Source organism: Streptomyces sp. NPDC055815 (assembly GCF_053616475.1).
On the sequence record NZ_JBSHDU010000009.1, the window covers coordinates 125055 to 147094 of the forward strand.

At 73.0% G+C, this 22040-nt stretch carries 21 protein-coding genes and 1 tRNA gene; 12 read left to right on the plus strand and 10 right to left on the minus strand.

Translation table 11 applies throughout. From position 1 onward, the window contains the following. Window positions 1-49 precede the first annotated feature (49 nt). From ACWGN5_RS09340 to ACWGN5_RS09360, 5 genes are all read left to right on the plus strand, one after another. The gene (locus ACWGN5_RS09340) at window positions 50-868 is read left to right on the plus strand and encodes an SDR family NAD(P)-dependent oxidoreductase (RefSeq protein ID WP_453512808.1); all 819 of its coding nucleotides are present in this window, start codon (window positions 50-52) and stop codon (window positions 866-868) included. 105 nt (window positions 869-973) lie between these two features. Continuing rightward, on the plus strand, window positions 974-1495 hold the full coding sequence (locus ACWGN5_RS09345; RefSeq protein ID WP_453512810.1) for an EF-hand domain-containing protein: 522 nt from the start codon (window positions 974-976) through the stop codon (window positions 1493-1495). 183 nt (window positions 1496-1678) lie between these two features. Continuing rightward, window positions 1679-2476: an alpha/beta fold hydrolase gene (locus ACWGN5_RS09350; protein WP_453512812.1), complete on the plus strand. Its 798-nt coding sequence runs from the start codon at window positions 1679-1681 to the stop codon at window positions 2474-2476. Between the two features lie 18 nt (window positions 2477-2494). Continuing rightward, the gene (locus ACWGN5_RS09355) at window positions 2495-3190 is read left to right on the plus strand and encodes an alpha/beta hydrolase (RefSeq protein ID WP_453512814.1); all 696 of its coding nucleotides are present in this window, start codon (window positions 2495-2497) and stop codon (window positions 3188-3190) included. 94 nt (window positions 3191-3284) lie between these two features. Beyond that, window positions 3285-4517 carry a serine hydrolase domain-containing protein gene (locus tag ACWGN5_RS09360; protein ID WP_453512817.1) on the plus strand — a complete coding sequence of 411 codons (1233 nt, stop codon included), beginning with the start codon at window positions 3285-3287 and terminating at the stop codon, window positions 4515-4517. Between the two features lie 22 nt (window positions 4518-4539). Here ACWGN5_RS09360 and ACWGN5_RS09365 read toward each other — a convergent pair whose 3' ends face one another. Together ACWGN5_RS09365 and ACWGN5_RS09370 are read right to left on the minus strand one after the other, a co-directional pair. Further along, entirely contained in the window at window positions 4540-5049 is a 510-nt protein-coding gene (locus ACWGN5_RS09365; RefSeq protein WP_453512819.1) for a DUF3291 domain-containing protein, read from the minus strand. A gap of 32 nt (window positions 5050-5081) precedes the next feature. After that, window positions 5082-5735, minus strand: coding sequence for a helix-turn-helix transcriptional regulator (locus ACWGN5_RS09370; RefSeq protein WP_453512821.1), 654 nt, complete (start codon window positions 5733-5735; stop codon window positions 5082-5084). A gap of 82 nt (window positions 5736-5817) precedes the next feature. Between ACWGN5_RS09370 and ACWGN5_RS09375 the strand changes: the two genes are divergently transcribed. The 4 genes from ACWGN5_RS09375 to ACWGN5_RS09390 all read left to right on the plus strand — a co-directional run bounded on the left by ACWGN5_RS09375 (window position 5818) and on the right by ACWGN5_RS09390 (window position 11020). After that, window positions 5818-6477 (plus strand): TetR/AcrR family transcriptional regulator, encoded by a 660-nt coding sequence (locus ACWGN5_RS09375; RefSeq protein ID WP_453512824.1) that lies wholly within the window; start codon window positions 5818-5820, stop codon window positions 6475-6477. Window positions 6478-6604: 127 nt separating this feature from the next. Further along, a complete protein-coding gene (locus tag ACWGN5_RS09380) occupies window positions 6605-8128 on the plus strand; it encodes a GH1 family beta-glucosidase (RefSeq protein ID WP_453512826.1) in 1524 nt (507 codons plus the stop codon). Window positions 8129-8142: 14 nt separating this feature from the next. Next, window positions 8143-9411 carry an MFS transporter gene (locus ACWGN5_RS09385; protein ID WP_453512829.1) on the plus strand — a complete coding sequence of 423 codons (1269 nt, stop codon included), beginning with the start codon at window positions 8143-8145 and terminating at the stop codon, window positions 9409-9411. A 160-nt stretch (window positions 9412-9571) separates the two neighbouring features. After that, complete coding sequence (locus tag ACWGN5_RS09390; protein ID WP_453512832.1) at window positions 9572-11020, plus strand: purine-cytosine permease family protein; 1449 nt, start codon at window positions 9572-9574, stop codon at window positions 11018-11020. A gap of 37 nt (window positions 11021-11057) precedes the next feature. Here ACWGN5_RS09390 and ACWGN5_RS09395 read toward each other — a convergent pair whose 3' ends face one another. The 7 genes from ACWGN5_RS09395 to ACWGN5_RS09425 form a co-directional block, all read right to left on the minus strand. Then, window positions 11058-12755 (minus strand): NB-ARC domain-containing protein, encoded by a 1698-nt coding sequence (locus ACWGN5_RS09395; RefSeq protein ID WP_453512834.1) that lies wholly within the window; start codon window positions 12753-12755, stop codon window positions 11058-11060. A gap of 125 nt (window positions 12756-12880) precedes the next feature. Further along, window positions 12881-13372 (minus strand): hypothetical protein, encoded by a 492-nt coding sequence (locus tag ACWGN5_RS09400; protein WP_453512836.1) that lies wholly within the window; start codon window positions 13370-13372, stop codon window positions 12881-12883. 99 nt (window positions 13373-13471) lie between these two features. Further along, window positions 13472-13711: an ABC transporter permease gene (locus tag ACWGN5_RS09405; RefSeq protein WP_453512839.1), complete on the minus strand. Its 240-nt coding sequence runs from the start codon at window positions 13709-13711 to the stop codon at window positions 13472-13474. A 28-nt stretch (window positions 13712-13739) separates the two neighbouring features. Beyond that, on the minus strand, window positions 13740-16169 hold the full coding sequence (locus tag ACWGN5_RS09410) for a WD40/YVTN/BNR-like repeat-containing protein (protein WP_453512842.1): 2430 nt from the start codon (window positions 16167-16169) through the stop codon (window positions 13740-13742). A gap of 77 nt (window positions 16170-16246) precedes the next feature. Next, window positions 16247-16948 carry a hypothetical protein gene (locus ACWGN5_RS09415; protein WP_453512845.1) on the minus strand — a complete coding sequence of 234 codons (702 nt, stop codon included), beginning with the start codon at window positions 16946-16948 and terminating at the stop codon, window positions 16247-16249. Between the two features lie 146 nt (window positions 16949-17094). Then, window positions 17095-17820, minus strand: a complete 726-nt coding sequence (locus ACWGN5_RS09420; protein ID WP_453512874.1) for a pyridoxamine 5'-phosphate oxidase family protein — start codon at window positions 17818-17820, stop codon at window positions 17095-17097. Between the two features lie 74 nt (window positions 17821-17894). Further along, on the minus strand, window positions 17895-19226 hold the full coding sequence (locus tag ACWGN5_RS09425; protein ID WP_453512847.1) for a globin domain-containing protein: 1332 nt from the start codon (window positions 19224-19226) through the stop codon (window positions 17895-17897). Between the two features lie 483 nt (window positions 19227-19709). Here ACWGN5_RS09425 and ACWGN5_RS09430 point away from each other — a divergent pair, with 483 nt between their 5' ends. The 3 genes from ACWGN5_RS09430 to ACWGN5_RS09440 are packed head-to-tail and all read left to right on the plus strand — an operon-like array spanning window position 19710 to window position 21579. Beyond that, window positions 19710-20000, plus strand: coding sequence for a hypothetical protein (locus ACWGN5_RS09430; RefSeq protein ID WP_453512850.1), 291 nt, complete (start codon window positions 19710-19712; stop codon window positions 19998-20000). Continuing rightward, window positions 19898-20110, plus strand: a complete 213-nt coding sequence (locus ACWGN5_RS09435; protein ID WP_453512852.1) for a DUF3556 domain-containing protein — start codon at window positions 19898-19900, stop codon at window positions 20108-20110. The genes ACWGN5_RS09430 and ACWGN5_RS09435 overlap by 103 nt, the downstream gene beginning before the upstream one ends. Further along, a complete protein-coding gene (locus ACWGN5_RS09440) occupies window positions 20107-21579 on the plus strand; it encodes a phytoene desaturase family protein (protein WP_453512854.1) in 1473 nt (490 codons plus the stop codon). Before ACWGN5_RS09435 ends, ACWGN5_RS09440 begins: the two co-directional genes overlap by 4 nt. Window positions 21580-21936: 357 nt before the next feature. On the opposite strand, the gene ACWGN5_RS09445 is transcribed toward ACWGN5_RS09440, so the two are convergent. After that, window positions 21937-22010: transfer RNA gene (locus tag ACWGN5_RS09445), tRNA-Pro, on the minus strand. Between the last annotated feature and the right edge of the window lie 30 nt (window positions 22011-22040).

Consider the following 22040-nt stretch of genomic DNA (forward strand, 5'->3'; position numbering starts at 1 on the left):
GTGTGACACACACTGCCCGGAGCCGCCGGGTGCTGCCACCGTGGTCGCCATGACCCACCCCACCACCTTGATCACCGGCGTCACCCAGGGCATGGGGCACGCGCTCGCCCTCGACCTGGCGCCGCGCGGCGGCACCCTGCTCCTGCACGGGCGGAACGCCGAGCGCCTGGAGGCCGTGGCCGCCGAAGCGCGGGCCGCGGGCCCCGGCACCACGGTCCGTACGTATCTCGCCGACCTCTCCGACCTCGACCAGGTGCACGCGATGGCCGCCCGGATCCGGGCGGACGAGCCGTACCTCGACGGCCTGATCCACAACGCGGTGGCGGGCGGCGGCGCGCGGCCGCTCGTCCGGGAGCTGAGCGCCCAGGGCCATGAACTCCGCTTCGCGGTCAACCACTTGGCGCCGTACGCGCTCACCTGCGCCCTGCTGCCGCTGCTCACGGCCTCGGCTCCGGCGCGCGTCGTCAACGTCGCTTCGATCGGTCAGCAGACCATCGACTTCGACGACGTGATGACGGAGCGGGAGTACGAGGGGCTGCTCGCCTACTGCCGGAGCAAGCTGGCCATGATCATGGCGACCTTCGAGCTGGGCGCCGAGCTGGAGGGCAGCGGCGTCACGGTGAACGCCCTGCACCCGGCCCACCTGATGGACACGCCCGCCGTCCGCGCCTACGGCTTCACCCCGCTCACCACCACGGAGGAGGGCGTCCGCCCGACCGTACGGCTGCTCCTCGACCCGGAACTGGCCGGCGTCACGGGCCGCTACTTCGACCGGTTCACCGAGGCACGGGCCCACGAGCAGGCGTACGACACGGAGGCGCGCGACCGGCTGATGAAGCTGACGCACGAGCTGGTGGGGGCGGTCTGAGCGGCCACTCGTCCGGGTGGCCACGGGGCGGGTCGTCCGCGCGCGAGGGGCACTGCCGTCGATCATGGGCGGCGGTACGTCCCCGTGTGTGAAGGAAGATCCGGCATGTCGCTCCCCCAGGCCGCCCCACAGGCCCCCGTGACCCCGAAGGCCCGCATCTACGCGATGCTCGACACCGACGGAGACGGAGTCGCCTCGAAGCACGACTACTTCGTCCGCATCGACCGGGCCCAGGCGGCGACCGGACGCGCCGACGACGACCCCCTGGTCATCGCCGCACGCGCCACGGGCGAACGCGCCTGGGCCGCGATGGACGCCAACGGCGACGGCGTGATGACCTACGAGGAGTACATCGCCTGGGTGGACGCGGACAAGTTCGACAACATCTGCCAGTACGCGCTGGGCGCCCTGTTCGACCTCGCCGACGCCGACCAGGACGGCAAGCTGGACAGGTCGCAGTTCACCCTGCTGCGCGAGGCGCTCGGCAACCGGGCCGACAACGCCGGCTCGGCCTTCGACGCCCTGGACGCCGACGGGGACGGACGCGTCGGCCGCGCCGAGTACCTGGCGTCGATCCGCGCGTACGTCACGGGCGAAGGGTCCGCCATGGGGGACGTCCTGTACTGACCCACCGGTGCCGGTCGTTCCGGCCACCACGTGAAGCCCCTCGCTCCGGCCGGGGGCTTCACGCGTGCTGCGGCCGGGCGGCGGTGCGGTGCCGTCACCCCCTTGGACCGCGTACCGCGCCCCGCCCGACGCGGCACAGCAGACTCACTCCCAGTGATACCCCCACCCCCTCAGGGAGCCTGCATGTCCCCGCTCGCCTCCGGGCGCACCGCCGGCGCACTCGCCCTCCTCATCGCCGCCGCGGCCAGCCCCGCGACCGCCGCCGCCCACGACGCCAAGCCGACGGTGGTCCTCGTGCACGGCGCGTTCGCCGACGCCTCCGGCTGGAACGCGGTCGCCGAGCGCCTCCGGCACCAGGGCTACGAGGTCGTCGCACCCGCCAACCCGCTGCGCGGCCTGGGCAACGACTCCACGTACACGGCCAGCGTCCTGAAGAGCATCGAGGGCCCCGTCGTCCTGGTCGGCCACTCGTACGGCGGCGCCGTCATCAGCGGCGCCGCGGCCGGCAACCCGAACGTCAAGGCGCTCGTCTACGTCGCGGCGTTCATGCCCGACAAGGGCGAGTCCCCCGCCGAGCTCTCCGCCAAGTTCGCGGGCAGCGAGCTCGGGACGGCCGTGCGCCCCGTCCCGTACACCGACGCCACGGGCAGCGGCGTCGACCTGTACATCAGGAACGACAGGTTCCACAGCGTCTTCGCCGCCGACCTGCCCGAGCGGCAGACACGGCTCATGGCGGTCGAGCAGCGCCCGATCACGGCCGCGGGCTTCGCCGAGAAGGCCCGGGCGGCGGCCTGGAAGACGATCCCGTCCTGGTTCCTCGTGGCCCGGCAGGACAAGGCGATCGCCCCGGACCTGGAGCGCTTCGAGGCGCAACGGGCGGGCTCCCGCACCGTGGAGATCGACTCCTCGCACGTCGCCATGATGTCCCACCCCGACACCGTCGCCGGCCTCATCGACGAGGCCGCGGAAACCACCTGCTGAAGCCGAGGAAGAAGCGCCATGAGCGACAAGCCCACCATCGTCCTGGTCCACGGGTTCTGGGGCGGCGCCGCCCACTGGGCGAACGTCATCGTCGAGCTGAACAAGCGCGGTTACGACAGGATCCACGCCGTCGAGAACCCGCTCACCTCGCTCGCCGACGACGCCGAGCGCACCCGCAAGATGGTCAAGCAGGTCGACGGTCCCGTCGTCCTCGTCGGCCACTCGTACGGCGGCGCCGTCATCACCGAGGCGGGCGACCTGCCCAACGTCACCGCCCTCGTCTACATCGCGGCGTTCGCGCCGGACGCCGGCGAGAGCCCGGGCGGGATCAGCCAGGAGATGCCGCCCGCCGCCTTCGAGAACATCGCACCCGACTCCGACGGCTACCTCTGGATCAAGCAGGACAAGTTCCGCGAGAGCTTCGCCCAGGACCTCGCGCCCGACGAGGCCCTCGTCATGGCCGTCACCCAGAAGGCGCCGCTCGGCTCCACCTTCGGCGACAACGTCACCGCACCGGCCTGGCGCAACAAGCCCGTCTGGTACCAGGTGTCCACCGAGGACCGCATGATCCACCCCGACAACGAGCGCCGGATGGCAGCGCGCATGAACCCGCGCAGGACCGTCGAACTCGACGCGAGCCACGCCTCCCTGGCCTCCCATGCCGAGGCCGTCGTCGACCTGATCGAGGACGCCGCGAACGCCACCGCCGGCTGACCCCGGACTCGGCGCGCGGGCCTGACGGGTGATGTTCGCGCGGTTCGACGGCGCCTCCGCCGTCGTACGGGTGCCACCGGCCAATACTCCGGCCATGAGACCACCCCGTGCCATGCCCCGGTCGCGCCGCGCCGCGGCCGCCGCCCTCACCGCGCTCCTCACCCTCGGCGCCTCCGCCACCGCGGCCGCGGGACCGGCGGGCGACCCCGGTCACCGCCGTCCCTGCGTCGCTTCCCGGCTGCCCGATCACGGCCCGGCCCGCGACGTCCTGCGGATCGCCGAGCGGGCCAAGGCGGACATGGGCCTCAAGTCCGTGATCCTGCGGGTCACCGTCGACGGCCGCGAGATCGTCACCACCGCGCTCGGCGAGTCGATGACGGGGGTGCCGGCGACGCCCGCCATGCACTTCCGGAACGGCAACATCGCGATCGCCTACATGGGTACGGCGCTGCTGCGCCTCGTCGACCAGGGCAAGGTCCGGCTCGACGACCCCGTCGCCCGCTGGCTGCCGGGCCTCAAGGACGGCGACCGGATCACCCTGCGCATGCTGGCCGCGTCCACCACGGGCCTCGTCGACTACGTGAGGCTCCCCGCGTTCCAGCGGGCCGTCGTCGCGGACCCCTTCCGCCAGTGGACGGCCGACGAGCTCGTGCGGCTCTCGACGAGCCAGGAACGGTGGTACGAGCCGGGCACCAACTGGAGTTACTCGCACGCCAACTTCGTCCTGCTCGGCGCCGCCCTGGAGAAGATCACCGGCACCCGGCTCGACGTCCTGCTGCAGCGGCAGATCCTGCACCCGCTCCGACTGCGCGAGACCCGCAACGCCTTCACCCCCGACATCCCGGAACCCGTCCTGCACGCCTTCACCTCGGACCGCGGGACCTACGAGGAGTCCACCTTCTGGAACCCCTCGTGGACGACCGCACCCGGCGCGGTGGAGACCACCGACATCTGCGACCTGGCGAGCTCGGCCGCCGGCATCGGCTCGGGCCGGCTGCTCTCCCCGGCCTCCTACCGGGAGCTGCTGAACCCGGGAACCGTCGGCCTCGGCCACGCCACCAAGAAGTGCCCGGCGACGGTCTGCATCGCGCAGACCGAGGCCACCCACTACGGGCTCGGCCTGCTCGTGCTCGGCGACTGGGTGTCCCAGCACCCGCTGTTCTTCGGTTACTCGGCGTCCCAGGCGTATCTGCCGTCGGAGCGGCTGTCCATCGCGGTCTCGACCACGAACGACCCCGACGCCGCGGCCGGCCACACCGCGCACGTGATCACCCAGCGGATCGCCGCCGCACTGGCCCCGGCGCACCCGATCCCCGACTTCGGCTGACCACCGTCGCGGACGGTCCGCCTCAGACCGCCGCCGAGTCCCCGTCCGGCGCGTGGCCGACGGCCTCGGCGGCCTCGCCGGCGCTGTAGGAGGAGGCGAAGGTGAAGGCGCGCGGGGACGGGCCGTGCGCCCGCAGGTCCGCCAGTCGCTCCACCGCCTCGCCCACGGTCGGGATGTGCCCGGCGGGCACCCACCAGAGCACCAGGTGCGCCTCGACGTGCCGGTGGAACCAGTCACGGCGCCTGCGCATGACCTCCAGGTGTCCGCTGCGGTAGGCGAAGTCCCACAGGGCCTCCTGGCTCTCCCACACCGACAGGTTGACGATGACGTCGTCGCCGAGCGGCCGCAGCCCGGTGGCGTCGCCCTCCCCGTCCTCCACGAGCCGCCACACGAAGCCGGGCGTCCCGTCGGCGGCTGCGTTGACCGGGTCGAGCAGCTCGACGAACGGCGCCACGCGCGGGTCGTCGAGGGGGTACCGGAGCGTGGCGACGTTGAGCTGGGCGAGGTGGGCGGGGCGCGCGGATGCGGTCATGGCCTCATCCCAGCACGACCCCGTTTTCTATGTCAATCAGCATTGTTTTTAGAAGCTTCGACCACCACGCAGCACTCCCCCGGCCGGGCGTCCATGCGCGCGCGTACGGCCCCCTCCGTACCGAGCAGCCCTTCGAGGAGGGCCAGGTTCATGCCGCAGACGAGCGGCGGGAAGCTCTCGGCGACGGCATGGAACGGGCAGTTGCGCATGCGCACGGCATCACCTTCGAGGAACGGCTCGTAGCCCCGGGCCGCCAGCGTCTCCATGGCCTCGCCGAGGCCGCCGCAGGGCCCCGCCGCAGCGCGCAGCGCCTCACCCCGGCGGCGGGCGGCCGCGCAGAGCCCGGCGTCGAGCCCGGCCTGCTCGGCGGCCTCGGCGAGCAGTTCGGCGGCGGTGCGGTAGTCGCGGGCGGGCAGCGACACCGACCGCTCGCCCGGCGCCCGGGTGTACACCTTGGCGGGACGGCCCGCCCCCGGCCCCGAACGCCCCGACAGCCGACGGCTGCCGCTCTCCAGGAGCCCGGCCCCGGTCAGCTTGTCCAGATGGTGCGCGGCGAGCGTCCGCGCCACCCCGACGGCCTCGGCGGCCTCGTTGCGACCGACCTCCCGGCCCTGCGCCACCACGTACTCGTACAGGCGGCGCCGTACAGGATCCTGCAGCACCGCGATCGCGTCGATGTCCTCCACGAGGCCAGTCTAGAAACAACGCGGATCGGCGATAGAAACTCCGTGCTGCTACGTTCGGACGTCCGACGACCGGGAGCGTGTGGTGAGCGAGACGAAGAAGCCGGGGCCGGACTCGCGGCCGCGACTGCGGAGGCAGCCGCAGCAGGCACGCAGCCGGGCCAGGGTCGAGGCGATCCTCGGCGCGGCCGACCGGCTCCTGTCCCAGGAGGGGTACGAGGCGCTGACCATGCGGCGGATCGCCGAGGAGGCGGGCGTGCCGGTCGGCAGCATCTACCAGTTCTATCCGGACAAGGGCGCCGTGGTGGACGCGCTCGGCCGGCGGTATCTGGAGGCGTTCGCGTCCGCCATCGACGAGCTCGTCGAGCGGGCCGTCGAGGGCGAACTGACCGACCTGGTCGGCACGATGGTCGACGTCTACGGCGAGCTGTTCCGGTCCCAGCCGGGCGGCATGGCGCTGTGGGCCGGACGGCACCTCAGCCCCGAGCTCGCGCGGGCCGACGAGGCGAGCAACGCGCTCATCGCGGAGGGCCTGCGGCGCATCGTGGAGCACCTGACCGGCGCTCCGGGCGGCGAGCTGGTGCGGCGGGCGACGCGGATGGTGGTGTGGGCGGCGAACGCCGTGCTGCACGAGGTGTTCAAGGGCGACGGCGAGCCGGACCCGGAGACCGTGGACGAGCTCAAGCGGATGCTGGACCGCTACTGGGAGGACCTGCGCGGCCGGCTGACCGCGGAGGAGGGGTGATTCCGGCCGGTCCGATCCATAGAACGTGAACGAGTGTTCATGTTACGGTGCGGCCCACCTCGGACGGCGAGCCGGCACCAGACGGCGCGCCCGCATCGGACGGCGAGCCAGCAGAAGGCAGGTACCCGTGACCTCCAGTCCCACCGGTCCCACCCGACTCCCCGGCCTCCCCGGCCTCCCGGGCGATTTCGTCTGGGGCGCCTCGACCGCCGCGTACCAGATCGAGGGCGCGGCCGAGGAGGACGGCAAGGGGCCCTCGATCTGGGACACCTTCGTACGGCGCCCCGGAGCCGTACGCGACGGGCACACCGGCGACATCGCCTGCGACCACTACCACCGGTCCGACGAGGACGTCGCGCTGATGCGGCGGCTCGGACTCGACGCGTACCGGTTCTCGATCTCCTGGCCGCGCGTCCTGCCGGCCGGTGCGGGCACGGTCGAGCCGCGCGGCCTCGACTTCTACGACCGGCTGGTCGACGCCCTGCTGGACGCCGGGATCGAGCCGACGCCCACCCTCTTCCACTGGGACCTGCCGCAGGCCCTGGAGGACGAGGGCGGCTGGCTGAACCGCGCGACCGCGCACCGGTTCGCGGAGTACGCGGCGGTGGTGGCGGACCGGCTCGGCGACCGGGTCAAGCGGTGGATCACCCTGAACGAGCCGTTCGTGCACATGTCCTTCGGCTACGGCTTCGGCGTCCACGCCCCGGGCCGCGCCCTGCTGCTCGACGCGCTGCCCGTCGCGCACCACCAGCTGCTCGGCCACGGCCTGGCGACCACGGCGCTGCGGGCCGCCGTCCCGGACGGGCAGGTGCTGATCGCCAACAACTGCACGCCCGTACGGCTGCGCCCGGACGCCCGCACCGACGGGGACGCGGCGGCGGCCACGGCGTACGACATCCTGCACAACCGGCTCTTCAACGACCCGATCCTCCTGGGCTGTTACCCCGACCTCTCGGCGTACGGCATGACCGACCCGAGCTGGGGAGGGGTGGTGCGCGAGGGGGATCTCGCGACCATCGCCGCACCGCTGGACGGTCTGGGCATCAACTACTACAACCCGAGCTGGGTGACAGCCCCCGCCGATCCCGCCGCGGGGCTGCCGTTCGACCTGACCGAGCCTCAGGAGACGTACCGGCGCACCGCGTTCGGCTGGCCGGTGGTCCCCGACGGGCTCACGGAGCTGCTCACCGGCCTCAAGGACCGCTACGGCGACGCCCTCCCGCCGGTGTGGATCACCGAGAGCGGCTGCTCGCAGCCGGCCGGGCGGCACGACCAGGAACGCATCGACTACCTCGCCGGGCACATCGCGGCGGTGGCGGACGCCGTGGACCGAGGGGTGGACGTGCGCGGCTACTTCACCTGGTCGCTGCTCGACAACTTCGAGTGGGCCGAGGGCTACCACCAGCGTTTCGGCCTCGTCGAGGTCGACTTCGCCACGGGACTCCGCACGCCCCGGGCGAGCTTCGACTGGTACCGCGAGCTGATCGCCGCCCACCGCGACGTCAGCGCCTCTCGCCGCGAGGTCAGCACCTCCGACCGCGATGTCAGCGCCTCTCGCCGCGACGTCAGCGCCTCTCGCCACGACGTCAGCGCCTCCCAGCGCGAGGTCAGCGCCCCCCACTCCGACGCCAGCGCCTCCCCCCGGCCCTGAGCGGCGCAGTCACCATGGCCCTCGCTCCCGAAGAGGCCGCCGAGGACGCCGTCGCCGCCGTCCTCGCCGAGCCCACCGTCCCGGTCACGGCCGGCTGGACGGCGAGCCTCTCGCTCTCCACGCTGGCCGTCTTCATGGCCTTCATGACGCCCATCCAGATCCTGCTGCCGCTCCAGCTGGAGCAGATCGACCCGCACGACAAGAACACCGCCCTGTCGCTGGTCACCGGCCTCGGCGCGCTCGTCGCCGTCCTGGCCAACCCGATCGCCGGCGCGTGGTCGGACCGGACCACGAGCCGGTTCGGCCGGCGCCGGCCCTGGATCCTCGGCGGCGCCCTCGCCGGGGCGGCGGGCCTCGCGGTCACCGCCTCCCAGCACACGGTGGCGGGGGTCGCCGTCGGCTGGTGCCTCGCACAGGCGGGCCTCAACGCGATGCTGGCCGGGGTCACGACTCCGATCGCCGACCGTGTGCCGCTGACCCAGCGCGCGGTGGTCTCCGGCTGGACGGGCCTCATGCAGTCGGTCGGCCTGGTCCTGGGCGCGCTGATCACCGCCCTCCTCGTGACCGGCATCCGCTCCGGTTACGTCACGCTGGCCGTGCTCACCGTCGTACTGGCCCTGCCGTTCGTCCTGCGCCACGCCGAGCCGCCGCTGCCGCGGGCGCTGCGCCCCGCCGTCGACGTCCGCACCCTGGCCCGCTCGTTCTGGGTGAGCCCCCGGAAGCACCCCGACTTCGGCTGGGCGTGGCTCACCCGGTTCCTGATCAACCTCGGGAACGCCCTGGGCACGCTCTACCTGTTCTACTTCCTCGCCGACGCCGTCCACTACGGCGACCCCGGCACCGGCGTGCTGATCCTGACGGTGATCTACACCCTCTGCGCGGCGCTCACGGCGATCCCCGCGGGGGTGCTGTCCGACCGCGTCGGACGCCGCCGGGGTTTCGTCGTCGTCTGCTCGCTGGTCATGGCGGCCGCCGCGCTGCTGCTCGCCCTGGTGCACACCTGGCCGTCCGCCCTCGCCGCCGCGGCCGTGCTCGGCGCGGGCTACGGCATCTACCTCGCCGTCGACCAGGCGCTCGTCACCCAGGTCCTGCCCGAGGCCGCCGACCGCGCGAAGGATCTCGGCGTCATCAACATCGCGAATTCGGGACCGCAGGTCCTGGCCCCGGCGCTCGCCTCACCGGTCATCGCCCACCTCGGCGGCTACACCGGCCTGTACGCCACGGCGGCCCTGGTCATCCTGGCCGGCGGCCTCCTCGTCCACCGCATCAGGGGCGTGGCCTGACGTGGGCCCGCGCGTTCGTCTCCCGTCCCACTCTCTGAAATTCTTCATTCAGAGTCTTGCTCCCTGTTTCCCCCTATGCGAGATTCGGCGCACCGCGGTGCGGTCATCGGCCGCGGTCCGTCCGGAAACACAGGAATCGCTGCGGGGAGAGGTCTCCACCATGCCGGTCCAACACGCCTCCGGGGAACGACTCGCGATGGAGAAGCGCACCATCGAGGTCATTCCCGACGCCGAGCGGCACGGCACGCCGCGCAGCCAGTTCACGCTGTGGTTCGGCGCCAACATGCAGATCACCGCGATCGTCGACGGCGCGCTGTCCGTCGTCTTCGGCGCCGACGCCCTGTGGGCGATACCCGCGCTGCTCATCGGCAACGTGCTCGGCGGCATCGTGATGGCGCTGCACTCCGCGCAGGGCCCGCGGCTCGGCGTCCCGCAGATGATCTCCAGCCGCGCCCAGTTCGGCGTCCACGGCGCGGTCCTGCCGCTGCTGCTGGTGATCCTCATGTACCTCGGATTCGCCGCGACCGGCAGCGTGCTGGCGGGGCAGGCGCTCGCCGAGCTGCTGCACATCGACAACGCGCAGGTCGGCATCCTCGTCTTCGGCGTCCTGACGGCCGTCGTCGCCGTCACCGGCTACCGGCTGATCCACGCCGCCGGCCGCGTCGCGACCGTCGTCGGCGTGCTGGGCCTCGGCTATCTCCTCGTGCGGGTGTTCACCCAGTACGACGTGGGCGCGCACATCGGGATCAAGGGCTTCGAGACGGCGACCTTCCTGCTCGCCGTGGGGCTCGGCGCGGGATGGCAGCTGACCTTCGGCCCGTACGTCGCCGACTACTCGCGCTACCTGCCGCGCGACACCAGCACCCGTGCGACGTTCTGGTCGACGTTCGCCGGTTCCGTCATCGGCTCGCAGTGGGCCATGACCCTGGGCGCGCTCACCGCGGCCGTCGCGGGCAAGGCCTTCCTCACCGACCAGGTGGGCTTCCTCGGCGACCTCGCCGGTCCGGCAGCGCTCGCCTTCCTCATCTACCTGGTGATCGTGGTCGGCAAGCTGACCGTCAACTGCCTCAACGCGTACGGCGGTTTCATGTCGATCCTGACGACCGTCACGGCCTTCGACGGCCGCTCGCGGATCTCGGCGACCGCCCGTGCCGCCTACATCGTCGGCTTCACCGCCGTGTCGATCGGCATCGCGCTCGCCGCCAGCGCCGACTTCCTGAACAACTTCAAGAACTTCGTGCTCCTGATCCTGATGGTGTTCACCCCGTGGAGCGCGATCAACCTGGTCGACTACTACCTGGTCTCCCGGGAACGGGTCGACATCCCCGCGCTGTACGACCCGGAGGGCCGCTACGGGCGCTGGAACGTCACCGCGCTGACCTGTTACGTCGTGGGCGTCGCCGTCCAGATCCCGTTCCTGGCCACCAAGCTGTACACCGGCGCGATCACCAAGAGGCTCGACGGCGCCGACATCTCCTGGATCGTGGGCCTGGTCGTCACCGGGGCCGTGTACTGGCTGTGGGTGCGGCGCACGGCCGACCCGCCGGCCGAGACCATCCACCCGGCCGCGACCGAGGACGGCGCCCGTACGACGGCACCCGTCGGCTGACGCGTACTCACCTCACGGGCGGGACATCGCAGAAAGCCTAAGTGTCGTGGTGTCGCCGCCGGACGGACGCCTGCTGCGCGCGCGTCGCCGGGTGGTCGGGCCCGAGCACCCGCCCCAGGTGGTCGAGGAAGCGGACGGCGGCCGTCGCCGCCCCGGGACGGTCGCCGGACGCTTCCCGCCAGTCGATGAGGTGTCTCCAGACCGTGAGGCTCTGCGGGTGGCTCTCGCCCAGCACGCGCAGGGTGGGCGCGAGGAGTTCGGCCAGCAGGTCGGCGGCGGCCTGGGCGTCGCCCGACCTTCCGCTCCACACGGCGAGGTCGAGACGGGCGGTGAGGGTGTCGGGGTGCTCGCCGCCCAGATGGCGCCGGGCCGCGTCGGCGAGCCGGGCGAAGTGCTCGCGGGCCGCCGCGACCTGCCGGTTCTCGCCGAGGCTGTGACCCGAGCGGGACAGCACGGTGTGCACCTCGGGCCAGTGCAGGGCCCGTTCGGCATGGTCCTTCAGGACGTCCGTGTTGGAGCGCAGCGCCTGGGCGAGGTCCGCGTCGCGTTCGCGGTCGGGCCATCCGTCGGCCAGGGCGTCGGCCGCGGTACGAGCGAGCCGTCGCCGCCGGCCCGGCTCCAGCGGCTCCCGGACCGCCCGCTGAATGAGCTGGTGGACGCGCACGGTCCGGTGCGGGACTCCGGGCGTGTGGTCGACGAGACTCAGCTGGTGGAGGTTCCACAGCGCGCAGGTGACATCCTGGAGATCGAACTTCCTTGAGTCGGTCTCCGCCGCGCGGTCCCGGTCGATGGCGTCGGTCTCCGCCGCGCGGTCGCGGTTGACGCGGTCGAGGACGGCCCACCCGTCGAAGATCAGGGCGGGAATGCCGTTGGGGTCGAGCATCGCGGCGATCTCGAGGAGGGGACGCGCGACTCCACGCGGGCTGAGCCGGTCCGCCAGGTCGACGGACAGGGACCAGGCGGCGGCGACCGTGTGCCGCTGGCCGTCGGGCAGGCCGCTGATGTCCGCGAGCACGTCGTGCAGCACGAGTCTGCGATCGGCCAGGCGCCTGCGGTAGGCAGCGCAGTCCAGATGCTTGTTGACCATGTACGGCACGGCCTGGGCGAGAGCGAGCGGGAGGTGTCCGAAGTCCTCCGCGAGCGCCAGGATCTCCTCGGTGCTGTCGGCCCGCCCGTGCACCGCGAGCTTGCCGGCCACGTAGTCGTGGGACTCCTCGGGCGTGAAGAGGCCGACCTCGATACGGGCCCGCCCCCGCGCCAGGAAGGCGGCGTCGCGGTTGCGCGTCGTCACCAGGGTGCGTCCGCCGGGGCCCTGCGGTGGCCAGAGGTCGTGCAGGTCCGCCGGCTGGGTGACATCGTCCAGGACCACCAGCCAGCGCTTGCCGTGGTCCTGGCCGAGCCAGCGGAGGAAGGTCTGGGCGGCCCGCCCCGCGTCCCGGCGGTCGGCGCCGAGCACGCTCGCGGCCGCCTGCGCGTAGGCGTCGGTGATCGCCTCGGGGCCGGCCGCGTTCACCCAGACCAGCAGGTCGAGGTCTCCCCCGTGCCACAGCCGGCGGACGTGCCGGGCCGCCACCTGCGTCTTCCCCACTCCACCGCCGCCGACGAGGATGTGGCACCGTTCCCCGCCCCCTGGGCGCTCATCGGCCCAGGCCGGTTCCAGGGCACGGATCGCCTCCCGCTCCTGGAAGCAGTCCGCCTCGGGTGGGAGCACCCCGACCTGGTGCGGCCAGGACACGGCGGGGCGGCTCGGCGGGTTCAGCAGCTGGAGGAGTCCGATGTGCCCGGCGGCGATGCCGCCGTTCTGCGCGTGGACCGCCTCTCCCGCGAGGGCGTTCGGGCGTAGCGGGGTGCCGGGGACCGTCAGCCCTGGTCCGGGCCCGGCGTCGAAGGGGACCCCAGGACGACGTCTCCCATCCGGAGCGCGGCGACCGATCCGCGGTCGGCCCGGACATCGACGTCTCCGCCGACGGACAGCCCGGCCCGATCGGCCGCCACCACGGGGCCCGCGGGCGCGTGGGTCGCGAGCAGCGAGCGCAGCTCGGTGGCCGCCTGGGCACGATCGGCCTCGTCCATGCTCTCGAAGATCGCCTCGAAGCGGGCCTGCCACAGTCCTTCCTCGCGCGCGTGGTCGACCTCGTGGCCCGCCCCGAGCACCGCGGCCGTGCGGTCGAGACGCTCGATCTCGGCCCGCTCCCGCTCCGGCCGGCCCCGGCCGAACCATCGGGCCACCGCGTTCCTGAAGCCGCCCCACGCGTCCGTACCGGCCGCCTGCACGACGGCTGCACCGCCCGTCGCGGCCAGTGCCGTCACGACCTCTTCCAGCATTCCCTCGCCCTGTGTCCGCTCGGCCATCCGTTGTCCGGACCGTAGCGCACGAACAGCCCGTCGGGGCCGACTCGGCGCAACCCGCGGGGGATCGAGCGAGGTCGACCGCCTCCGAGCCGGCGCGGCTCAGCCCTGCACGGCCCGGGCCCTGCGGTACTCGGCGCGCGCGAGGAGTGAGAAGACGATCGTGGCGCAGAGCGCGACGCCGACGATCACCCACTCCAGGGCTCCGCTGCCCTGGTCGGGCTCGACCTCGAAGACCCGCTCGATCCAGTCGGGCCAGATCGCGGTCAGGAGGAACAGCAGTCCGCTGAGGCAGGCCGCGATCGCCTCGATCCGGCCCCGCAGGCGTACGTTGCGCATCATCGTGCTCACCTTCACCCTCGCCGGACGGTCAGACCGAGGAGAGGTCGATCCGGAACATGCCGCGGCCGTGGGTCACGCAGACGAGGGTCTCGTCCATCCAGAACAGGTCGTCGACCGAGCAGTTGGCCGGGCCCTCGTTCGTCGGCGACCAGGTCGTCCCGGAGTCCTCGCTCGCGAACAGGCCGATCTCGGTGCCGCAGTACAGGAACGCGTGGCGCCGCGGATGCACGGCGAGCGCCCGTACGGGAGCGGCGGGGAGCGTGGGCGAGAGGTCGGTCCAGCGTGCGCCGCCGTCCTCCGTCACCCACAGGTTGCCGGGCTCGAAACCGCCGAAGGCGACGTACGCGGTCTTCACGTCCGTCGGATGGGCGGTGATGCTCGTGCAGTACCGCTGCGGCCGCAGCGGGTCCGGGCCGATCACTCCGACCCGGTCCCAGGTCGGCGTCGCGGCCGTGCCCTCGGTGGTGCGGAAGAGCATGCCGTTGCGGTGGCCCACCCACACCACGTCGGAATCGGCCGGAGCGACGGCGAGCGCGCTGATCGGCGACCCCGCGCTCGGCTTGATCGCCTGCCAGCTGGGGCCCGAGGTAGGGGTGTTCGGCGCCTTCGCGTCGTTCGTGCGCCACAGCGAGAGACCGCCGGCGAGCAGCCGCTCCGGATTGCCAGGATCCATGACGAACGGCGCGATGAAGAGCGCCTGCTGGTTCTTGGCGTCGGGGATCCGGAACGGCACCGGCTTCCAGTCCCAGCCGGGGATCGCCGGGTTCCAGAACTGGCCGCTGATGTAGCGGTCCGGATCGTCGGTGGCGCCGCCGTCGTCGTTGCGGTGGATGTTGAGGAAGACGTACTCGCCGTAGAGCACGTCCGGGTCGGTCGGATCGCAGGCGCACCAGCCTCCGTCACCGCCCTGGAACTCCCGCCACCCCTCCGTCCCGGTCGCGGGGTCGAAGACGAGCGTGCCGTTGTCCTGCGCACCTCCGATGATCTTTCCGCTGACGGTGTTGCCGGCGCCGCCGAAGAACTGCGTGACGCCGTAGTTGTTGTCCAGCTCGGTCCAGCCGTCGACGAACGGCGCCTTCGGCTCCGACCCCACCACCGCGAGGTCCGCCGCCTTGAACACCCCGCCGTCGTTGCCGAAGAACACGGTCCTGTTGTGCACCCCGTCGTACGAGGGGTGCGAGACGATCGCGTGGTGATCGGCGTGCACCGAGGCCGGGTCCCACCAGGTGCTGATCTCGGCCAGGTGGTCTCCGCCGTCCGTACTGCGCCACAGGTCGACCCCGCCGGTGACGATCAGGTCCGCGTCCGTCGGGTCCCCGGCCCAGATCGTGTTGCCGTACCAGCCCTGGTCGGCCAGGTAGTCGGCCACCTTGCCGCTCGGGGTCCTGATCTTCCTGCGCTGGTAGGTCCTGCCGCCGTCGGTGGACCGCCAGATCTGGCCGGTCTGCGCCTGCACCGAGGCGTACACGATCTTCGGGTCCTTCACCGCGTAGGCGAGTTCGACCCGGCCCGACCACGGGCCGTGCGTCGCGGGCTGCCAGCTGAGCCCGCCGTCGGCGCTGAACCAGGCCTCGCCCGCGTCGAGCGCGCCGGCGACCGCCTTCTCGTCGTCGCCCGGGTCGAACACGACCTGGCCGAGCGGGATGCCCAGGACCCGGGTCCACGTCGCCCGTGCCGGGTCCGAGCTGCGGAACAGTCCGGTGTCGGTGGCCGCGAGGACCACGGCACCCGTCGAGGAGACCGCGATCCGGGTGACGGCGCGGAAGTCCTGGGTCTGCGTCGCCGGCAGGGGCGCCCAGGTGGTGGCGTCGGTGGTGCGGAAGATGCCGTTGCCGCGGAGGGCGTCGAGGTTGGAGAAGCCCTCGCCGGTGCCCACGTAGATCGTCGACGGGTCCGAGGGGTCCATCGCCATGCACGCGCACGCGAGGTTGCCGAGGAAGTCGTCCACGGGCGCCCACTTCGCGCCGCCGTTGCGGGTGATCCACACGCCGCCGCCGGCGCTCGCGGCCCACATCTTGTTCGGGTGCCCGGGGTCGACCACGAGGGCGCGGGTACGGCCGCCGATGTTCCCGGGGCCGAGCCACTCCCACGCGGTGAGCGCCATCCCCGCGGTCGGCGCCGGCCGGTCGGCCCGCGCGCCGCGGTGACGACCGGTCGGCACGCCGGCCGTCTGCGGGGCCGGGGCCGTGCTCCGTACCAGCGAGCGCGTCCTGGCCCGTGCCGTGCCCTGGGCGTGCGGCGGCACCGTCCCGTCGTCGCCGCGCTCCTGCTCGTACCGGAACAGCAGCCGGGCGTTGGGCAGGTCGGGGTAGTCGAGGCGGCGCAGGGCCCGGCGCACCGCCGTGACGGGCAGGCCGTCCAGCGTCTCGTTCGTGGCGCCCCGGCTCCTGCGCAGCAGCCGCACCTGCTCGACGGTGATGTCCTTGGCCTGGGCGAGCTGTTCGTCCGAGATGGTCATGATGCACCTCTGGGTGCGAGCCGTTTCTGTTCGGCGTGGCTACGCGCGCGGGTACGGGTGGCGGCTGTCCGCCAGGGCTACGGGCGGAGTCTGCGGGGGCGGCGCTCCGCCGTCTCGTCGAGTACCACCTCCCAGACGGCCGCGGCGGTACGCGCGTCCACCGCCCGCAGGACGACGGCGTCCTCACCGCCGGAGCCGGGGCGCACGGTGAGCTCCATCCGGAGGCCACCGACCCGCCCGTGGTCCAGTACGTCGGCGGGGAGCGGCGGTTGCGGCGGCGCCGGGACCTCCGTGTCCGCCTCCGCGTCCGCCTCGTTCGCCTCGTTCGCCTTCCCGGGCAGCGGCTCCACCGACGGAGTCGCCACTCCGACGCGCAGGGCGCCGTGCGCCTCGCGCGGCTGACTTCCCGTCACCCCGGGACCGGGCGGCGCGCCGCCCCGGTACAGGGCCCGGGCGGTCCACCGGATCAGCAGCGGATCCCGGACCTCCGCCGTGCGCACGGTGAACTCGGGCGAGTCCTGCAGGGTCGGGTGGGCCCACGGTGGCAGCGCGAGGGCCGGCGACGTCCAGAGTTCCGTCCCCTCGCCCACGTCTAGGAGTTCGACCTCGAACTCGGGCGAGGCACCCACACGGAGCGCCACCACGTTCCCGCCGACGATCGCGCAGGGACGCAACGCGCGGCCATGACGCCACAACACCGCTCCGGTTTCCAGGTCCAGCGCGATGAGTGTGCCCTGGCGGTCGTGTACGACGGCCCGTCCGGCGGACGCGTCGGCCACGCCGCGTGGGATCCTGGGCATCCGGCCCCCGATCACCAACTCCTGGTGGGGCGGGACAGTTGCTGCGGACACGCCCCGGTCGCGAGGCGGTGCTCCTTCACCATTCTCACCGGCTGCCGGAGGGGCGGCAAGCGGGAGCCGCGCCGTCAGGCCGGGGTGTTTCTGCTGAACCAGCCGCTGAAGTTCTGACGCCCCGATTCGGCCGCGCCGCGCGGGCCGGGGGCGTGCCGGGCCGCCCTCTCCAGGGCTCGTTCGGCTTCGGCGCGCCAGGTCGCCGCGCTCGCGCGGGGTGGCGGCAGGAACGGGCCCCGGGCCGGTGCGTCGGCGGCCGCTCCGAAGAAGTCGCCGCCCTTGCGCTTCACGTCGTCCGTTCCCCAGGAGCGGCCGGCGCCGCGCGCGGGGACCCGCTGCAGGTGCGGGATGTGCTTGGCGCAGTGGATGTACGCCTCCTCGACCGTGATCACCACCCAGACCAGGGACCGCCGCCCGGGCACCGGGTCGGTCACGAGCGCGGTGTGGGCGCGGCGCATGTCCTCGTCGGCCACGATCCCGGCCCGGCCGTTGACGTGGAGTCCGATGCGGTCGCGCAGGAAGTCCACCATGAGGACGCCGACGTGCGGGTTCTCCTCGATGTTGCCGAGGCTGGCGTGGACGCCGTTGCCCCGGTACTCGGGGTAGGCGAGCGTCCGGTCGTCGAGGACGTGGAGGAAGCCGGGCGGGCCGGCGCGGAAGGTGTTGTCGCACTCGCCGTGCCGGTCGGCGGTGGCGAGGAAGAACATCTCCTGCCGGGCCACGAACTCCCCCATGCGCGGGTTGAGTCGGTCGAGGACCTGCTCGGCGTAGAAGCGGTCGGCGCGCTCCATGGTGCCCATGCGCTGCTGGACCAGGTGTTCGCCGTCGCTGCCCGGGCGGGTGGTGCGCAGGGGCGCCGTCTGTTCGAAAGTGCTCACGTCGTCGCCCCGACCAGTCCTTCGATGGAGTCGTGCCGTATGCGGCGGGAGGGGACGCCCATGCCGAGCAGGGTGTCGACGCCGCGTCGGATCATGCCGGGCGGGCCGGACAGGTACACGTCGTGGGTCTGCCACGAGCCGTACTCGCGTACCGCCTCGGGAAGTCCGCCGGACAGGCCGACGGGACCGTCGTCGACGACCGGCCGGACCGAGAGCCAGGGGTGCGACTGCTGCAGCCGGAGCATGGTGTCGAAGTCGTACAGGTCGTCATTGCGGCGGGCGCCGTAGAACACGTCGACGGAGCGGTGCCGGCCGTGCTGCACGACGTCCTCCACCAGGGCCTTGATGGGCGCGATCCCGGTGCCGCCGCCGAGGCAGAGCAGTCCGCTGTCGGTGGTGTGGTCGACCGTCATGGAGCCGGTGGGCGGACCGAGCCGGAGGACGTCGCCCCGACGGGCGCGGTGGACCAGGGCGTTGGAGACCCAGCCCGCCGGCACGGCCTTGACGTGGAAGGAGAGCAGGCCGTCGGAGCGGGGGGCCGAGGCGAAGGAGTAGTGCCTCCAGACCCGGGGCCACCAGGGGGTCTCCAGGGCGGTGTACTGCCCGGCGAGGAAGGGGTACGGCTGGTCGGGCCGGACCGTGACGACCGCGATGTCCTTCGTGCGCATCTCATGGGCGACCACCTCGGCCTGCCACCAGGCGGGCGCGCGCAGCTCGTCCTCGGTCGCCGCGTCGATCATGATCTGGGAGACGGCCGTGTAGGCCGCGATCCAGGCGGCTTCGGTCCTGGGCCCCCAGTTCGACGGCGCGTGACGGGCGAGGGCGCCGATCAGCGCCTCGCCGACGGCCGGATAGTGCTCGGGCCGGGTGCCGTACTTGCGGTGGCCGCGGCCGAGCTGGGTGAGGTACGCGGTGAGGGTGACGGGGTCGTCGGCGTGGGTGGCGGCGGTGAGCAGCGCCTTGAAGAGCCGGTCGCGCTGGGTGTCCATCGCCGCGGGGAAGAGCGCCCGCAGGTGGGGGTGGTGGAGGAAGAGCAGCGCGTAGAAGTACGAGGTGACCGTGTCGGCGATGGGCTCGATCTCGGCCATCGTCCGGCGCAGCAGCGCCGCGTCGGAGGTGTCCGTGTCCGCGGCGCGCGGCTCCGAACGGCCCCGCTGCGGCGGTACGGGGCGCGTCGCGGTCCCGTGGCCGTTCGGCGGTGCGGTACGGGGGCCGGGCAGGTGGCCGTTCGGCGGTGCGGTACGGGGGCCGGGCACGTGGCCGTTCGGCGACGGCGGTGTCGGCGTCGCCGTGTCCGGGCTCCGCGTGAACCAACCTCCGTCGCCCACGCCCCCGTCGGTGCGGGCCGGAACTTCCATCGGTCTGCCTCGCCTCGAACGTCCGCGGTCGGTCTTTCGTCCTCCTCATTCACCCGGTCAGGCGAACGCGGCCGACCATACCCCTGTCGTTCGAACACACCACGGGACCGACGCCACCTCGGGCAGATCCGTGTTTCCACTGGTCAGAGCGGGGTTACCGGCAAGTCGAGCCGGGTGTGGGGACCCTCAGGACCGACTCCCCGCGCGATTCGCCGACGGAAGACTCACGGACTTCCCCGACCTCCTCCACATTTACGGAGCGGTCTTCACGAGCCCGCCGCCCCGGAGGCGCGGGCGCCTTTCGCCAGTCCCCGGAAGCGCGTCGGAGGCCGTTTCCGAGCGCTACCGCACAGGTATCGCCGGCCCCGAGGGCGACATGTTCGCCTGGGGCACGCTCGCCGCCCACGCCGCCACGGGGCGCCTGCCCTTCGGGACCGGAGTTCCCGCGGCCTGATGGGCGTCCAGTTCGTCGTCCCCGACGCTCACGCCGGCCTCGTCGAAGCGATCGGTACCACCCCGACCGGCGCGTCCTGGCACGGTGGCGTCGTGCTTCACGCGATGCGCCACTACGTCGGCAACTGGGCCACCAGCGCCTGGGTGTTCACCGGCGACGCCTTCGACCGCCTGGCGGCCGGGCCTGTTTGGAGAGCCGGCCCATCCACCGGCAGACTCAGGCGTATGAGATCCACGACGCCGCCCTCGGACTGCTGGAAAGCGGCCACGTCACGGTGCGGGACATGCTGAGTCGGCAGCCCCGGCCCACCGACGGCCCGGACTGTCCCGTCCACGGCGTCCGCTCCCTCCACCCGCTGCGCCCGCTCCCCGGCGTCCCGCCCGTGGAGACGGCGTCGTGACCACCGCGGTCGTCGTCGGCGGCGGCCCCAACGGGCTCGCCGCCGCGGCCCTCCTCGCGAAGTCGGGGCTGCGGGTCACGCTCCTGGAGGCCGCCGACGAGGTCGGCGGCGGCACCCGCAGCGACGAGGCGATCCTGCCCGGACTGCTGCACGACCACTGCTCGGCCATCCACCCGATGGCCGTGGCCTCGCCGGCGCTCCGCTCCCTGGGCCTCGGGGCTCACGGGCTGCGCTGGCGGCTCCCGGAGATCGACTGCGTCCATCCCCTGGACGACGGGACCGCCGGCGTCCTACTGCGCTCCGTCGACGAGACCGCCGCCGGGCTCGGTCCGGACGGCCCCCGCTACCGGGCGTTGATGGGGTCCCCCGTACGGCACTGGGACACGCTCGCCGAGGACGTGATGGGCCCGCTGCTACGGATCCCCGCGCACCCGCTGCTGCTCGCGCGCTTCGGCCTGCCGACCGTGCTGCCCGCCGTGGCCCTCGCCCGGATCTTCCGTACGCCGCAGGCCCGGGCGCTGTGGGCCGGGGTGGCGGCGCACGCCTACCGCCCGCTGTCCGACCCGCTCAGCTCGGCGATCGGGCTCGGCATCCTGACGGCCGGCCACGCCTCCGGCTGGGCCGTCGCCGAAGGCGGCTCGCAGTCGATCGCCCGGAGCATGGCCGCGGTGCTGCGCGCACACGGCGGCAGCATCGAGACCTGCGTACGGGTCACCGACCGTCGGCAGATCCCACCGGCCGACGTCACCCTCCTCGACCTCGACCCCGGCCAGGTCGCCGCCCTCTACGGCGACCGGCTGCCGTCCCGCGTGACCGCCGCGTACCGGCGCTTCCGGCGCGGCCCGGGCGCGTTCAAGGTCGACCTGGCGGTGGAGGGCGGCGTGCCCTGGCGGGACGAGCGCGCCAGGAGCGCCGGGACCGTGCACCTCGGCGGCACGCTCGCGGAAGTGGCCGGCACGGAGCGGGAGGTGACGGAGGGCCGGATGCCCGAGCGGCCGTTCGTGCTCGTCGGCCAGCAGTACCTGGCCGATCCGTCGCGATCGGCGGGCGACGTCCACCCCGTGTGGACGTACGCCCACGTCCCGCACGGATACGACGGTGACGCCACCGAGGCGATCCTGCGGCAGCTCGAACGCTTCGCGCCCGGCGTACGCGAACGGATCGTGGGCCGTCGGGTCACCCGCCCGGCCGACTTCGCCGCCGCCAACCCCAACTTCGCGGGCGGCGACATCCTCACCGGAGCGAAGACGATCCCCCAGCTCGTCCTGGGCGCACGCCCCGCGCTCGACCCCTACGCCACCGGCCTGCCGGGGGTGTTCCTGTGCTCCGCCGCCACCCCGCCCGGCCCCGGTGCGCACGGCATGTGCGGCGCGGGGGCGGCGGCGTCCGCCCTGCGCCACCTGGGAGTCCACCCGCCATGGGAAAGGAGTGCCCTCGGTCGCCGCCGGCACGGGCTCCCGGATGTGTAGGGGTCGCCGGGCGACCGGGGTCCCGGTGACACGACACGGCACCACCGGCTCCGCTCCGGGTCCGGCGGAACGACGTCGCCGGCTGTGCGGCCGGACTTCGCCGTCCGCAGCGCCGGGCATGGCTCCCTGACCACTACTCAGCGGTACCCGCACCCCGGCGTGCACAGGATCACCGCCGCCGACGCGGCTCCCTCGGCACACCTCACCGCACTCGGCGCGCCCCGGTCCCTGCCGAGCCCCATCGTGGTCGTCCGCTGACGCGGTCAAGACGGCTTGGTCCCCGACCGGTCCCCAAGAACGATCAAGGGGCCGTTTCAGATTGCTCTGAAACGGCCCCTGATCTGCGACTCTTTCGAGTCGGGACGACAGGATTTGAACCTGCGACCCCTTGACCCCCAGTCAAGTGCGCTACCAAGCTGCGCCACGTCCCGATGCGCGTCTCCGCGGGGTTTCTCCCGCGT